Genomic DNA, 14,139 nt, shown 5'->3' on the forward strand with positions numbered 1-14,139 from the left:
TAATCCCTATTAAGTATCAAAACATTTCTTATTTTTAAACACTCAATTATACAATTATAAATGCAGATAGAAGACTTTCAAAAAAAATTTGGTATAATCGGCAAATCGAAAGAGATCCGCGATCTTATCGATATTACAATGCAGGTTGCACAGTCCGATATCTCCGTCCTTATAACCGGCGAAAGCGGTGTTGGAAAGGAAGTATTTGCGCAGGCGATTCATAGCTACAGTAAGCGCGCTAATAAGGAACTTGTAAGTGTAAATTGCGGTGCCATACCGGAAAGTCTTTTAGAGAGCGAGCTTTTCGGACATAAAAAAGGATCTTTCACGGGCGCAGTAGATGACCGGAAGGGATATTTTGAAATTGCCGACGGCGGAACTCTCTTCCTCGATGAGATTGCCGAGATGGCTTTAACAACGCAGGTTAAACTTCTTCGTGTTTTAGAAACGAAGGAGTTTATGAGAATCGGAAGCGAATCAGTTACCAAAGTTGATGTAAGAATAATTGCAGCAACGAATAAAGATCTTCAAAGAGAAGTCGACTCAAAAAAATTCCGTAATGATTTATTTTTCAGATTGAAAGCAGTATCAATCAACATTCCCCCGTTACGAAAGCGCCGGGGTGACATAATTGAGCTTACAAATCATTTTGTTAAAAACTATTCTTCGATAAACAACATTCCCCTGCCCAAACTTACAAATGAGGCAACCGAACTATTAATCAATTACGACTGGCCCGGAAACATAAGAGAATTAAAAAATGTAATTGAGTCTGCTATTGCACTTAACAAGACCGGACTTCTAGAAGCCGAATCGTTCATTCCGCTACTATCCCGATATCTGCCTGATGAAGAACTCAGAAATCTTCCCGTTCATATTAACCGTCCTGCCGATGTACTTGACAGAGAAATGATTTACCGTGCACTAATAGAAATTAAGAAAGACCTGATAGACCTTAAGCAGCTTGCATTAAGGAACGAAACGGATTTGCCGGGCTACGAAATGCCTGCCAAAAATGATGAGATAGTTCCCCTCGATGAACTTGAAAAGAATGCGATTATAAACGCTTTAAAAAACACTCACTATAACCGCAGGAAAGCGGCAAAGCTGCTTAACATCAGCGAACGGACACTATACAGAAAAATCAAAGAATATGGGATGGAATAAAAACAGAGTTACTCTGTCAATAATATTTGCGGCAGGGATTATTTTTTTAAATGCCTGCAGTTACTCCTTCACGGGTGCATCTGTACCTCCGCATTTAAAAACAATTGCCGTCCCCTTATTCGTCGACCGGAGCGGATCGGGCGAGTTCGACCTGAGTGAAAAGCTTACGAACGGGCTGATAAGAAAATTTATTGAAGACAATACATTAAGTGTTTCCGACAGGCTGAAATCCGACTCAATACTTGAAGGAACTGTTGTTTCAATCTCCGACGCGCCGGCAGTTGTATCCGGAGGCGGAACGGAAAATATTACTTCGCGGAGAATTACAATTACAATCAGGGTAATTTACAGAGACCTTGTAAAACGGCTTACAATATTCGAAAGAAACTTTTCAAATTACGGCGATTACCCTGTGGGAGGCGGCGGAGATATTACTACAATCCGCAGACAGGCAATAGACAACGCGGTTGAAAAGATAACAGAGGATATTCTGCTGGGGGTTGTTTCGAACTGGTAATAAAATTAATAAAATGATTCTATATTCAATTAAAGAGCATCAACGGAATTTAAAATGGAAGTAAATGAAATAATTCTATTCGCTTATATCTTCTCTATGCTGGTTCTCCTTTTCTTCAGCAGTCACGGATTTGTAATGATGTACCTTCATTATAAATACCGGATGAATCACCCCCGTTCAAAAAGCGAACATGAGGAGGCGCATGTAACAATTCAGCTTCCGATGTATAACGAACTCTATGTTGTTGAGAGACTAATAAATTCAGTTTGCGAGATTGAGTATCCCAAAGAGAAACTTGAAATACAGGTTCTGGATGATTCAACGGATGAGACTGTGGATGTTGTTGCGCAGATAGTGAAGAAGAAACAGGATGAAGGGTTCGACATCAAGCATATCCGCAGATCGAGCCGGGAAGGATTTAAAGCAGGCGCATTGAAAGAAGGATTGAAAACTGCAAAGGGTGAATTCATTGCAATTTTTGACGCAGACTTTATACCGAAGAGCGACTTCCTGATAAACACACTTAAATATTTTACGAACGAAAAAGTCGGTCTGGTTCAAACACGCTGGGAACATTTAAACGAAGATTATTCCATTCTGACAAGAATCCAGGCACTTGCTCTTGACGGTCATTTTGTAATTGAGCAGACAGTTCGTAACAAAGCCGGTTTCTTCATTACGTTTAACGGAACGGGCGGCGTATGGAGAAAAGAATGTATTGAAGATGCTGGGAACTGGAAGGCCGATACTTTAACAGAGGACCTCGACCTCAGCTACCGCGCACAATTAAAAGGCTGGAAGTTTGTTTACCTGAGAGATTTTACTACACCGGCGGAGCTTCCGCTCGAGATGAATGCTCTAAAAGCTCAACAGTTCAGGTGGACAAAGGGTTATATAGAAACGGCAAAGAAAATTATTCCGCTTGTATGGAGATCGGATATCCCTCTCAAACTGAAACTTCATTCTACTTTTCATCTTACAAATAACATTGTATTCCCTTTCATACTTCTCGTTGCAATACTTAATGTTCCCCTTATTTTCATAAAGAACGCCGGACCATACTGGAGTTTCTTCAACTTCATGGCAATTTTCATTATTGCTTTTATCGGTTCATTTCTGTTTTATACATACTCGCAGAAAGATGTATATCCGGACTGGCGTAAAAAGATAGCTCTCTTTCCCCTCTTCATGGCAGGGACAATGGGCCTTGCGATAAATAATACCAGAGCTGTGATTGAAGGGCTTCTGAGCCGAAAGAGTGAATTTGTAAGGACTCCGAAATATAAAGTGGTGGATAAGAAGGATGACGCGGCAAAAAATAAATATCTGAAAGGGACCAAGGTGCAGGTATCTACATATGTTGAACTTCTGATGGCATTATACTGCCTGATTGGAGTATCTGCATCAATTTATTTTCTTGAGTTTGCATCTCTTCCGTTTCAGTTGATGTTCTTCTTCGGATTTGCAAGCGTTTCAGTTTTATCATTAAGACAGGCTTTCTTAAAAAAACAAGCAGGTTAAGTGGATACTTCTGAAAAAGATCTTTCTGCCGGAAAAATTAAATTAATTTACGAGTTCAATAACAGCTCTCCTCTATTTGCAAGAGTTGCGGCAGAGATTTCTGAGCAGGGAAACATTCTCGAAGCAATTTCAATTCTTGAAAAAGGAATAAGCAGTTACCCCGACTATGCCTCAGCATATTTTATCCTGGCCCTTTCAAAGGCGTATTCCGGGAATCAGAAGGAAGCAATTGCCGCGGCCCGTAAGGGTGCCGGTATTATCGGCTCGAATGAAGTGCTCGATCACTATCTTACAAAAATTGAGAAAATAATTCAGGAGAGGAATTCGATTACCCGCACGAAACCGGCCGATTTTGATGAGCCTGTTACAAATACTGAATCAGACGAACCGAAATTTGAAGACCAGCTTGAAATACTTGCAAAGAAGCTGACCGGCGCAAAAATAAATTATAATCCGGAAGACGATTCATCTCCCAAAATTAATCTGGAAGAGTACCAGGGAGAGAAAATTGCGTCGGATACGCTTGCAGAGATTTATCTTTCCCAGAAAAAATATCATGAAGCCCTCTCTGTCTATAAAGAACTTGTTAGGAAGAATCCCGAAAGAACGGACGACTACATTCTGAAGATCGCAGAGATTCAGAACAAGATTGATGAAGATTCCGGAATTATTCTTCTCTGACATCGATGAATTGGCAAGCCAACAAAAAACTGCCTCTCAAATTTTATCAACGGGAACTTCACAAAGTTGCGAAAGAACTTCTTGGAAAATTCTTAGTGAGAAAGACAGGTAAAAATATTTTAGCCGGTAGAATTGTTGAATTAGAGGCTTACGATGGATCAACAGACCGGGCATCACATTCATATAACGGTATTACGAAAAGAAATCAGGTAATGTTCGAGGGTGGGGGCAAACTTTATGTTTACTTCACATACGGAATGCACTTCTGCGCTAATGTTGTTACGGGCGGATTAAATGAAGGCAAAGCAATTCTTATCCGCGCTGTTGAACCGGTTGAAGGGATTGAGATCATGAAGTTTAACCGGTACGGGAAAAAAGAAATTACGAGCGAGGAAATTCAGAACCTCTGCAACGGTCCTGGAAAAGTCTGCAGGGCTTTCGGCATTAACCGCGAGCATAACGGAATGGACCTGACGGGAGAAGAAATATTTATTACCGGTTCGGGCAGATTAAAAGAGGAATTGATCAAAACATCCGAAAGAATCGGTATTAAAAAATCTGTAGATTTGCCGTGGCGATATTACATTAGCGATAATCAGTTTGTTTCAAAAACTTCAGCCGGAAAAAGGAGGATATGAAATCACCCGAGAAGATTCTGATTGTCCGCACCGACCGTATCGGCGATGTAGTGCTTACGCTTCCTCTGGCCGGGATATTGAAAAAGTATTTTCCCGGTTCAAAAATATCCTTCCTCGTAAGAAGTTATACAAAACCGCTTGTTGAAAACAATCCCTGTATTGATGAAGTAATTACACTGAATCAGAATGATGGAAAAGCTGAAATTCTCAGTAACGTAAAAAAGCTGAGGAGCCGCTTCGACCTGGCAGTAATAGCATACCCGACTTTTAGAATTGCGCTGATACTTTTTCTTGCAGGAATAAAAACCCGGATCGGGTCGGGCTACAGATGGTATTCCTTCCTCTTCAATAGGAAAGTTTACGAGCACAGAAAGAAGTCGGATCGTCACGAGCTTGAATATAATATTAGAATGCTAAGAACAATCGGTATAGATGAGGGAGTTGATCCCGGAAGTGTACAATTTAATTTACAAACGGAATTAAAAAGTAGACAGATTGTTGACAGTCTACTCCATTCACGCAAGATCGATCCCTCAAAAAAAATCGTTATTATTCATCCGGGAAGCGGAGGAAGCTCTGTAGACCTCCCGTTTGAGAGGATGAAAAAGCTTATTTCCTTAATGGCACGCGAATTGGATGTTGAGATACTGATCACAGGAAGCAGCGGAGAGAAGGAACTTTGCGAATCGCTTGTTGTAAATCGGAAAACGAAAAACTTTGCCGGGCTGTTTCAACTCCCGGAAATGATTGTACTTATTGAAAGAGCGGATATTATGATTGCAAATTCTACAGGACCTATTCACATAGCTGCGGCGCTGGGAAAAAAGGTAATAGGATTTTATCCTAAAATTGATTCCTGCTCAGATACCCGGTGGGGTCCTTATACACTCAAGAAAAAAATATTTACGCCGGCAATTGACTGCCGGAATTGTACGCGTGAACATTGTGAGAAATTAAACTGCATGAGTTCTATCAATATTGAAGAAGTATTCGATTCGGTTAAATTATTTCTGACTAAGAATTGAACAGGGATTAAAAAATGAAGATGAGAAATATATTTTATAGTCTGACGGTTCTGCTGATCGTAACAGCTTCAGTTAAAGATTCAATTGCGCAGAAGTCCGAATTCAGGGTAATAGAAAATAAAGCTTTCAAAGTAGGCGAAGTCCTTACATTCGACGTTAAATACGGATTTGTTACGGCAGGAGTAGCGGAGTTCTCGATTCCCAAAATAACAAAGCTTGCAGGCCGGGAGACTTACAACGTTGTATTCAAAGTAAATTCGGTACCGGCGTTCGATCCGTTTTATAAAGTGCGGGACCGCTACGAAACATATTTAGATGTAGAGGGAATTTTCCCCTGGCGGTTTGAACAGCATATAAGGGAAGGCGGATATTCAAGAGATTTTTCTGCATTCTTCGATCAGCGCAAAGGGAAAGCAAAAACTTCCGAAGGACAGTATGACATTCCCCGCTACGTGAATGATATCGTATCGGCATTTTATCTTGCACGTACATTCGACTATTCCGAAATGAAGTCAGGTGAAAAAATCCACCTGCAGAATTTCTACAAGGATAAAGTCTATCCGCTTGAAGTTGTTTATCACGGCAAGGAAAGAATCACGGTAGAGGCAGGAACATTCGACTGTATAATTCTCGAGCCGCTCGCCAAGGAAGGCGGACTGTTCAAAAGCGAGGGAACGATGCTTTTATGGGTAACTGACGACAATATTAAAATGCCTGTGAAAGTTAAGACGAAAGTGATAATCGGGTCTATAGACGCGGAGCTTACTGCTTATAAAGGTCTCGCAGGTGATTTGAAAGCAAAAAAATTGAAATAAAAACCTGTTGTATAAGTTCACATTCTTCAATTCAGTATACAACAGGTTATCCAACCAAGTTTTAGTGCAGAATTCCTTGAAAAGTTATTTTATTGATTCAGAGAATTCAATTAACTCTCTAGCCATTAAGTATATTGTAAATAAAAATCCTACTATATTAGTCAATAACTCTCGCTGTTTTGACTCACCTTTTTTCTGAGCTTTCACTATTTGTAATATGTTCAAAATAATTCTAATTATTAAAACAGAAAAAAACAATAGACTAATTAGGTTGAGAATTATTTCCATATTCATAACATTATCTTTTTAAACCCAATCCATACAATCAACAAATTCAAACAACATCCATGCTGCCGCTAATCCTCCGACCGCACTTCTAGCTAATCAGCCAACTAATTTTATTACTACACTAACACTCAGAGTTTTTTCTTCCAATGCTACAATACTCATGCAAGGAATAAATATTCAAAAAAGGAGTACGTGGAAAATAATAATGCAATAACAATAAGATATTTATAAAAATTTAGTTTTGTAATCTTATTCAATTTCATTAATAATTTACTTTCATATACGCCACCACCCAAGACAATTACTATTACACCCATTCCAAAGGCTCGAACGAAATATTGAATCCATTCAATCTTAAAAAAGCCATCAGCATAGTACTTAACAATTATTAGCAAACTTGAACAGGCGAAATATAACAATGTCCCGACTATAGGATAGAAATCCCAATTACTTACAATTTTCGACATTTCGCCTTTCGAGATTAAAATCATTTGCACTGTTCTTACAACTAGCACAAGGAAAGTAGCTACAATAATAAACACATATATACTTATAACTATTTTCATACAACCTCCCAAATATTAGTCATACATACAATAAATAAAATCAGCAATTGCTACTGCGGCACCAATAAATGTTAAATGCTTTGCTAAAACTTTACCTGCTAATTTTATAACACCCACAACACTAAGTGTAGCCGCTCCACCAGCATAGAGAATATCAACAAATGCTGCAACCCCGGAGGCTTCCGCCATACATTCAACCCATTTTGGTCTTAATAAAACATATGAGACTTTATTTAAATCACTAGTTAATAATTTATAAAATTCAGAATTTTCTACAATACTAGAAATTAGTTCACCATCTATTTCATATCTTATTCCATTATTCAAATCAGATTCAACATAAGCAATCAGAAGTCCTGTCAAAGCAATATTGGGATCTCCTTGTTCGAAATACTGATTGAGATCTACCCCATAAGCAGAAATTACATAAGAGGACGCAGAAGGTGTAATAGCAGTTGCTAATTCAAGTGCTTCTTGATCCGCTGGCGCCATTTCTTGTGTTTTTTGCAACATATTTTTTCCTTTCTCAGCCCATTTTTCTCTTACTCTCTTCTTCGCATCTTTAATTTCCTTGAAGAATTTATCTAGCAGCATCTTCCTATTCGTTATTAAATCAGAATATTCGGAAGGTACCTTTTTACCTATAATACTATTCTCGTTACTACTATCCGGCTCAGATAAATTGCCATTATTGCAGCCAGAATAAAATGTTATAACGGCGATAAACAGCAGTAGAAAAAAATAAAAACTAGCATGCTTTTTCATTTTTGCCCCCTTAATTTCATTTGTTAATTAATCCGAGTAATTATTTTTACTTAGCTAAATAATTACTCAATCATATTTCAATACTTCCTTATTGAACATTGTTTGTTTTTGCAAGTTTCTTTTTCATTGATAGAGAAAAGAGAATACTTACTAGCACTATCCAGATCCAGTTTACTTCACCAAACATATAATAGGAAACTACAAATAGTGACGCCGAGAATCCGATGAAAATCTTAATAAATACCGCCACCCTATTCTTTTCAATTTTCGTATTTCTATCCAGTGCAAATAAATCTGAAATAAAGGTAATTAATTTCAAGAATCCCTGATCTTTGGAACAGAGTTTTCTTTTCTCGGCAATAACAGCAAGAATTCCAAGTATAAATGCGGCGCCTATAACCGGAATTACAGCTTTCGAATTGGAAACAATTGCGACAGCTGCAACAATCAAAATGAAATAGTGAATAAACGATTGCAGGAATTTGACCAGCAAACGGGGGAAAATTTCTTTGTCCATTTTAATCCCGCTAGATCTTTATAAGCAAGATTAGCCGGGGGCTTCGAGGGGGATTTTTACGGATCGGCTTTCTAAATGCTGCGAGAAATTGCCAAATAAATCTTACAAAGTCAAATTAAATTTTTTAAAGTTTGTATTAATAATCCGGAATCTCGGTACACCCATTCCATTGGAAACCGGAGTTGGTATTATTCATATAAAAAGTTTTTTTGGATAGCCGGAGCATCTATCTTTCGTTTTTAATAATTTGAATATGTGATGGAAAACAATTTGAACAACCAGGAAGATCATAAAGAACCGGGGGAAATAAAGCCTTATCTCTCAATGTCGCCTGTAACGGCTGCGTTCCTCGCACTTGCGGCGGTATTTATTTTATACCAGTTCGGCGGCGCGCTTTTAACATTTGCAATATTCGGACTCGAATTCGAGAAAGCGGATGTTAATTCTGTCCGGCTTCTTACAATGGGCGGCCAGATTTTATTCATTCTCCTGCCGGCTCTTCTATTCGCCCGGTTCGTCTATTCGGATGTAACTTCCGCATTACGGGTGAACCTCCCTTCAATTAAAGGGACACTGCTTTTTGTAGGAGGATTGATACTTCTTACACCTCTGCTTCAGAGCTTTTTATACATTCAGAATTTTATAATTGATAAGCTTGCCGCGAACAGCTCGTTTATAAATACCATTAAAAATTTTATTGATCAGATTGATGAAATGGTTCAGTCAACTTACGGAAATCTTCTCCATGCCGGTTCAATATTCGAAGCATCATTTATAGTTTTTGTTGTAGCAGTTATTCCGGCGTTATGTGAAGAGACATTCTTCCGGGGATTCGTTCAGAAAAGTTTTGAGCATAAATTCAAACCGGTCTGGAGTATTCTTCTTACGTCCGTTTTCTTCGGAATCTATCATTTTAATCCTTACGGACTAATCGCGCTGATAGCACTCGGAGTCTACTTCGGATTTGCCGCTTACATAAGCAACTCAATTTTCATCCCTATGATTCTTCATTTCCTAAATAATTTTTTCGCTGTATCAGCTTTCCTTTTACTTGGCGACGAGGACCTTATCAGTTCCAAAGTAACTCCCGATCACGATATTCTCTTCCACGTTATCAGTTTTCTAATTCTCTCACTCATCTTTTCACTTTTCATTTATTACACAAAAAGGAATTACCACAAATTCCGGAAAAAAGAGGAGGAATTATGATCTGTCCAAAATGCGAGTACGAATACGTAGACGGTATTAAAGTATGTGCCGACTGCGGAACAAAGCTAATACCCGTTGAGGAATTCGAAGGGAATCTGCTTCATCCTTCCGATTGGCTCGTTATTACAACCGCTGCCGAACAATACGAAGCTGAAATGTTAAAAGCGAATCTAGAGAGCGCCGGAATAGAAACTTTAATCTATTCCAAGCAGGACCGGAATTTCCCCGCGTCGGGAAGCTGGACGGTTATTAAATTACTTGTCAAGAAAAGTGATTCCGAAGATGCGCTTGTAATAATCAACGATATCAGAAGCGGAGGGCATGACGAGCCGCACGGAGATAAAACGGATGAAGTTCAATAACCTTATTACCAGAATTGTTGTTGCGCTGTTCGGAATTCCTTTACTTGTTTTTATAAGTGTCGTTGGGAAAATACCTTTTCTAATTTTCGCTCTTGTAATCGGACTGGTTTCTTTTTTTGAATTTTCGAAAATGGTTTCAAAGAGAAGATTCCTCCCGGATCAATTTACCGGTTTTATTTCAATCGCACTGATAATCATAAACTCTTTCTACAAGTTTGTCGATTTCGAATTACTGGTGCTGATAATAATTCCTGTTGTTCTTCTATCGGAATTATTCAGGCATAAGGGATCGTCAATAGCAAACATTAGTACAACACTGCTCGGAATATTCTATATAGGCCTCTTCTCTTCCGCGCTAGTATTAATAAGGGAGTATTACAGCGACTCGAATTTTCTTTACGACCAGGGCGGTTATCTTATCATTGCTGTTTTTTTTACAATCTGGGTCTGCGATTCCGCCGCCTATTTTATCGGAAGCGCAACTGGAAAACACAAGGTGCTTCCAAGGGTGAGTCCGAATAAAAGCTGGGAGGGCGCTGCCGCGGGATTTATTTTTTCCATCATTACAATGGTTGTTGCGCAATCGGTCATGCTCAGCTTTTTAACTATAACCGATGCAATAGTTATCGGATTGATTGTGGGATCATTAGGTCAGGCAGGAGATTTTGTTGAAAGCCAGATCAAACGGGATGCGAATGTTAAGGATTCATCCTCGCTGATACCCGGACATGGCGGAATACTGGACCGGTTCGATTCCCTCTTATTCTCAGCACCTGTTATTTATCTTTATTTAAAATTTTTTGTTGAACGATGAATGATGTAAGAATTAATCCAATTAATTTTTACAGATCAATTTTTCTTTTCGGTATACCCGCAATTCTTTTTTATACGGTTCTCAACCATATTATTCCAATTGCGTCAAATAAATTCGGAATCGACTTTGTAATCGCCTGGTTTCTAATCGGCGGATTTGGAGTTTTTATCCCTCTCTTTTTTCTGGCTCTTTATCTTGTTCGTAAGGAACAGGGAATATTGAATCGTAAAATTATTATAGAGCGATTGAGATTAGCAAAACCTGGTAGAAAGGAGATATTTGATTCCCTGATTGCTACAGTGTGGTGTTATCTTTTATCTGCGTTATTAGTGTTAGTGTATAATTTTCTTTCAAGTAATTCAGACTTGAGCGGAAGTCTCAATTCATCTAAAGATCTGTTTAATTTGAATGAGAGAAGTACCGGGGCTCCTTTAATTCTATTAACTTGGTTGCCGTTCTTTTTTTTCAACATTTTCGGAGAGGAATTTTTATGGCGAGGATTTATCCTTCCCGGACAAATTGTTGTGTTCGGCCGCAATGCATGGATTGTAAACGCCATATTCTGGCTGGTATTTCATATCGCTTTCAATTTCGAATTGATCATTACTCTGTTACCTATCTTGTTTATTCTTCCCTATTATGTTCAGAAATCAAATAACACCTGGACAGGTATTATCATTCACGCACTTTACAACGGACCGATTTTCATTCTAATTGCATTGGGAATTATTTCATAAACTTTAATAGAGGTTAAAATGAAATTAGCTTTAAAACTTATCCTCATTATTTTATTCATTACTTCCGGCGCCTTCTACGCTCAATCCCTTGATGATATTAAGAAACAGATCTCAAGAAATGATGAAAGTCTCCAGCACCGACTGGACCGGCTCGAAAAACTTGTTGATGATGTACTCTGGTTTCAAAGGGTTGGCGACGTTGCTTTCATCGACAAGATATTTATGACAGGTCCTCCGGCGGAGAAAGAAAAAAATCCTACCGGTCAGGGTGCAGGTAATCCGGTAAAATTCTGGTCTTATGTTTTCATTCCAAAAGGTATCGACTACAATAAGAAGTATCCGTTAATCGTACTACCGCACGGCGGGGTACATGCCGACTTTACGACTTATTACACTCATATAATCCGTGAGCTGATGTACCAGCAATATATAGTAGTAGCAGCAGAATACCGGGGCTCTACCGGATACGGTGAAGGATTCTATAAAAGAATTGATTACGGAGGACTTGAGAACGAAGACGTGAATGCAAGCCGTCAGTATATTCTTGATAATTACGACTTCGTGGATGCTGACCGTGTCGGCATAATGGGCTGGAGTCACGGCGGACAAATAACCCTCTTCAATATTTTTGATCATCCGAATAAATACAAAGTCGCATTCGCCGGAGTACCTGTCAGCGACCTGATTGCGCGAATGGGATACAAAGACGACAGCTACCGCGCGCTCTTTTCAGCCGATTATCATATCGGTAAAACAGCCGACGAGAATGTTCAGGAATACAGGAAAAGGTCGCCAGCCTGGAATGCTCATAAACTTCGAACTCCCCTTTTAATTCATACAAATACAAATGACGAGGATGTAAACGTTCTGGAGGTTGAACACCTGATCAAATCACTTAAAGCAGAAGGTAAAAAATTCGAATACGAAATTTTCAAGGAAATTCCGGGCGGTCACTCATTCGACAGAATGGATCATAAAACCGGAAGGGAGATAAGAATTAAAATCTATAAGTTTCTCGAAAAATACCTGAATCCCCCGAGGAAAATCACATCCCTTAAAGAAATTGAAAAAGCAGCATACCGTTAATGATTATTGTACCGGGGTATTTAAATATCCCGGTACTTATACACCCTTCTATTCAAAACTATTTCTGTATTTTTGCTGTTATAATTGGAACTCATTTTTGAAAGGACTTAATGCCCGGGAAAAATAAAATCTCTGTCATTACGCTTGGTTGTTCGAAGAATACGGTTGATTCCGAAAGACTTATGAGTCAGCTCAAGCTCAATAAATTCTATCTTACCGACAATACCGACGAAGCCGATTCGATAATAATCAACACCTGCGGATTTATCGACGCTGCCAAGGAGGAATCGGTTAATACTATTCTTTCTGCAATTGAATTGAAAAAGCAGGGTAAGATTAAAAAAGTGGTTGTGGCGGGATGCCTATCGGAAAGATATATGGAGGACCTTAAAAAGGAGATTCCCGAAGTCGATTCTTTTTTCGGTACAGAAGCATACGAAGGAATTGTTAAGGATTTCGGCGGGGACCTTAAATACGAACTACTGGGCGAAAGGCTGATTACCACACCATCTCATTACGCTTATCTTAAAATTTCTGAGGGCTGCGATAATCCCTGCTCGTTCTGCGCAATACCGCTGATGCGCGGATTACATAAATCCAAACCGATGGATGAACTTATTAAAGAAGCTACATTGCTTGCTCAAAAAGGAATTAAAGAAATTAATATAATCGGGCAGGACACTACAGATTACGGCAAAGAGAATAACAGAAGAAACATAGCGGAGCTGCTGAATAAAATTTCGGTTATAGATGGAATTGAATGGATACGGCTTCTCTACGCCTATCCATCCCATTTCCCGGAGGATCTGATTAAAGAGATAGCAGATAATCCCCGGATCTGCAAGTATATCGATATTCCGCTTCAGCACATTTCCGATAACGTATTGAAATCGATGCGCCGTGGTATTACCCGTAGAAGGACAACCGAACTTCTGTATACTTTAAAAGAGAGAATTCCCGGAATTACATTAAGGACCACTTTTATAGTAGGTTACCCGAATGAAACTGAAAAAGAGTTTGAGGAACTTTGTGAATTTGTGAAAGAAATAAAGTTCGACCGTTTAGGAGTATTCAATTATTCAATTGAAGAGAATACTCCGAGTTATATTCTGGGGGATCCAGTTCCACCTGAAGTTAAGGAGGAAAGAAAATCGATACTGATGGAAATTCAGAAAGAGATTTCTCAGAAGAAGAACGAGGAACTGGTCGGCAGATCAATGAAAGTTATAGTTGACGGAAAGGAGGGGAATTGTTATATCGCCCGGTCCGAAAGGGACGCTCCGGAAGTAGACGGCGAAGTCCTTATTGATTCCAGAAAAGAGAATCTAAATGCAGGCCGCTTTTATAACGTTGAAATTTATGATTGCAATGAGTATGATTTATATGGAAAATTAAATCATTCTGCCGGGAACCAATAATTTAATCAGGGCA

At 39.0% G+C, this 14,139-nt stretch carries 16 protein-coding genes; 13 read left to right on the plus strand and 3 right to left on the minus strand.

What is annotated here, in order from left to right:
* Positions 1–60: 60 nt before the first annotated feature.
* The 7 genes from PLZ15_02530 to PLZ15_02560 are packed head-to-tail and all read left to right on the plus strand — an operon-like array spanning position 61 to position 6,364.
* A complete protein-coding gene (locus tag PLZ15_02530) occupies positions 61–1,167 on the plus strand; it encodes a sigma-54 dependent transcriptional regulator (GenBank protein ID HOI28609.1) in 1,107 nt (368 codons plus the stop codon).
* Positions 1,154–1,684, plus strand: a complete 531-nt coding sequence (locus PLZ15_02535) for an LptE family protein (GenBank protein ID HOI28610.1) — start codon at positions 1,154–1,156, stop codon at positions 1,682–1,684. Before PLZ15_02530 ends, PLZ15_02535 begins: the two co-directional genes overlap by 14 nt.
* 54 nt (positions 1,685–1,738) lie before the next feature.
* Entirely contained in the window at positions 1,739–3,205 is a 1,467-nt protein-coding gene (locus tag PLZ15_02540; protein ID HOI28611.1) for a glycosyltransferase, read from the plus strand.
* The gene (locus PLZ15_02545; protein ID HOI28612.1) at positions 3,206–3,886 is read left to right on the plus strand and encodes a tetratricopeptide repeat protein; all 681 of its coding nucleotides are present in this window, start codon (positions 3,206–3,208) and stop codon (positions 3,884–3,886) included. It abuts the gene before it with no gap.
* A gap of 5 nt (positions 3,887–3,891) precedes the next feature.
* Positions 3,892–4,524 (plus strand): DNA-3-methyladenine glycosylase, encoded by a 633-nt coding sequence (locus tag PLZ15_02550; protein HOI28613.1) that lies wholly within the window; start codon positions 3,892–3,894, stop codon positions 4,522–4,524.
* Entirely contained in the window at positions 4,521–5,549 is a 1,029-nt protein-coding gene (locus PLZ15_02555) for a glycosyltransferase family 9 protein (protein ID HOI28614.1), read from the plus strand. Before PLZ15_02550 ends, PLZ15_02555 begins: the two co-directional genes overlap by 4 nt.
* Positions 5,550–5,563: 14 nt before the next feature.
* Positions 5,564–6,364 (plus strand): DUF3108 domain-containing protein, encoded by an 801-nt coding sequence (locus PLZ15_02560; GenBank protein HOI28615.1) that lies wholly within the window; start codon positions 5,564–5,566, stop codon positions 6,362–6,364.
* A 446-nt stretch (positions 6,365–6,810) separates the two neighbouring features.
* On the opposite strand, the gene PLZ15_02565 is transcribed toward PLZ15_02560, so the two are convergent.
* From PLZ15_02565 to PLZ15_02575, 3 genes are all read right to left on the minus strand, one after another.
* Complete coding sequence (locus PLZ15_02565) at positions 6,811–7,218, minus strand: hypothetical protein (GenBank protein ID HOI28616.1); 408 nt, start codon at positions 7,216–7,218, stop codon at positions 6,811–6,813.
* A 15-nt stretch (positions 7,219–7,233) separates the two neighbouring features.
* Positions 7,234–7,983 carry a hypothetical protein gene (locus PLZ15_02570; protein HOI28617.1) on the minus strand — a complete coding sequence of 250 codons (750 nt, stop codon included), beginning with the start codon at positions 7,981–7,983 and terminating at the stop codon, positions 7,234–7,236.
* Between the two features lie 88 nt (positions 7,984–8,071).
* The gene (locus PLZ15_02575; protein HOI28618.1) at positions 8,072–8,500 is read right to left on the minus strand and encodes a hypothetical protein; all 429 of its coding nucleotides are present in this window, start codon (positions 8,498–8,500) and stop codon (positions 8,072–8,074) included.
* Between the two features lie 258 nt (positions 8,501–8,758).
* Here PLZ15_02575 and PLZ15_02580 point away from each other — a divergent pair, with 258 nt between their 5' ends.
* The 6 genes from PLZ15_02580 to rimO all read left to right on the plus strand — a co-directional run bounded on the left by PLZ15_02580 (position 8,759) and on the right by rimO (position 14,126).
* Complete coding sequence (locus tag PLZ15_02580) at positions 8,759–9,709, plus strand: type II CAAX endopeptidase family protein (protein ID HOI28619.1); 951 nt, start codon at positions 8,759–8,761, stop codon at positions 9,707–9,709.
* Positions 9,706–10,071 carry a DUF2007 domain-containing protein gene (locus PLZ15_02585; GenBank protein HOI28620.1) on the plus strand — a complete coding sequence of 122 codons (366 nt, stop codon included), beginning with the start codon at positions 9,706–9,708 and terminating at the stop codon, positions 10,069–10,071. The genes PLZ15_02580 and PLZ15_02585 overlap by 4 nt, the downstream gene beginning before the upstream one ends.
* The gene (locus tag PLZ15_02590) at positions 10,058–10,885 is read left to right on the plus strand and encodes a phosphatidate cytidylyltransferase (protein ID HOI28621.1); all 828 of its coding nucleotides are present in this window, start codon (positions 10,058–10,060) and stop codon (positions 10,883–10,885) included. Before PLZ15_02585 ends, PLZ15_02590 begins: the two co-directional genes overlap by 14 nt.
* Positions 10,882–11,622, plus strand: a complete 741-nt coding sequence (locus PLZ15_02595) for a CPBP family intramembrane metalloprotease (GenBank protein ID HOI28622.1) — start codon at positions 10,882–10,884, stop codon at positions 11,620–11,622. The genes PLZ15_02590 and PLZ15_02595 overlap by 4 nt, the downstream gene beginning before the upstream one ends.
* 18 nt (positions 11,623–11,640) lie before the next feature.
* The gene (locus PLZ15_02600; protein ID HOI28623.1) at positions 11,641–12,708 is read left to right on the plus strand and encodes a prolyl oligopeptidase family serine peptidase; all 1,068 of its coding nucleotides are present in this window, start codon (positions 11,641–11,643) and stop codon (positions 12,706–12,708) included.
* 110 nt (positions 12,709–12,818) lie between these two features.
* Positions 12,819–14,126 (plus strand): 30S ribosomal protein S12 methylthiotransferase RimO, encoded by a 1,308-nt coding sequence (rimO, locus tag PLZ15_02605; GenBank protein HOI28624.1) that lies wholly within the window; start codon positions 12,819–12,821, stop codon positions 14,124–14,126.
* Positions 14,127–14,139 lie beyond the last annotated feature (13 nt).

It is taken from the genome of Melioribacteraceae bacterium, assembly GCA_035362835.1.
GTDB lineage: Bacteria > Bacteroidota > Ignavibacteria > Ignavibacteriales > Melioribacteraceae > DSXH01.

Excerpts from the sequence above, each read along its gene's own strand:
- PLZ15_02540 (HOI28611.1), top strand. The coding sequence starts at position 1,739 with ATGGAAGTAAATGAAATAATTCTATTCGCTTATATCTTCTCTATGCTG.
- PLZ15_02565 (HOI28616.1), bottom strand. The coding sequence starts at position 7,218 with ATGAAAATAGTTATAAGTATATATGTGTTTATTATTGTAGCTACTTTC.
- PLZ15_02590 (HOI28621.1), top strand. The coding sequence starts at position 10,058 with ATGAAGTTCAATAACCTTATTACCAGAATTGTTGTTGCGCTGTTCGGA.
- PLZ15_02575 (HOI28618.1), bottom strand. The coding sequence starts at position 8,500 with ATGGACAAAGAAATTTTCCCCCGTTTGCTGGTCAAATTCCTGCAATCG.
- PLZ15_02570 (HOI28617.1), bottom strand. The coding sequence starts at position 7,983 with ATGAAAAAGCATGCTAGTTTTTATTTTTTTCTACTGCTGTTTATCGCC.
- PLZ15_02600 (HOI28623.1), top strand. The coding sequence starts at position 11,641 with ATGAAATTAGCTTTAAAACTTATCCTCATTATTTTATTCATTACTTCC.
- PLZ15_02530 (HOI28609.1), top strand. The coding sequence starts at position 61 with ATGCAGATAGAAGACTTTCAAAAAAAATTTGGTATAATCGGCAAATCG.
- PLZ15_02535 (HOI28610.1), top strand. The coding sequence starts at position 1,154 with ATGGGATGGAATAAAAACAGAGTTACTCTGTCAATAATATTTGCGGCA.
- PLZ15_02595 (HOI28622.1), top strand. The coding sequence starts at position 10,882 with ATGAATGATGTAAGAATTAATCCAATTAATTTTTACAGATCAATTTTT.
- PLZ15_02585 (HOI28620.1), top strand. The coding sequence starts at position 9,706 with ATGATCTGTCCAAAATGCGAGTACGAATACGTAGACGGTATTAAAGTA.
- rimO (HOI28624.1), top strand. The coding sequence starts at position 12,819 with ATGCCCGGGAAAAATAAAATCTCTGTCATTACGCTTGGTTGTTCGAAG.
- PLZ15_02560 (HOI28615.1), top strand. The coding sequence starts at position 5,564 with ATGAAGATGAGAAATATATTTTATAGTCTGACGGTTCTGCTGATCGTA.
- PLZ15_02550 (HOI28613.1), top strand. The coding sequence starts at position 3,892 with ATGAATTGGCAAGCCAACAAAAAACTGCCTCTCAAATTTTATCAACGG.
- PLZ15_02555 (HOI28614.1), top strand. The coding sequence starts at position 4,521 with ATGAAATCACCCGAGAAGATTCTGATTGTCCGCACCGACCGTATCGGC.
- PLZ15_02580 (HOI28619.1), top strand. The coding sequence starts at position 8,759 with ATGGAAAACAATTTGAACAACCAGGAAGATCATAAAGAACCGGGGGAA.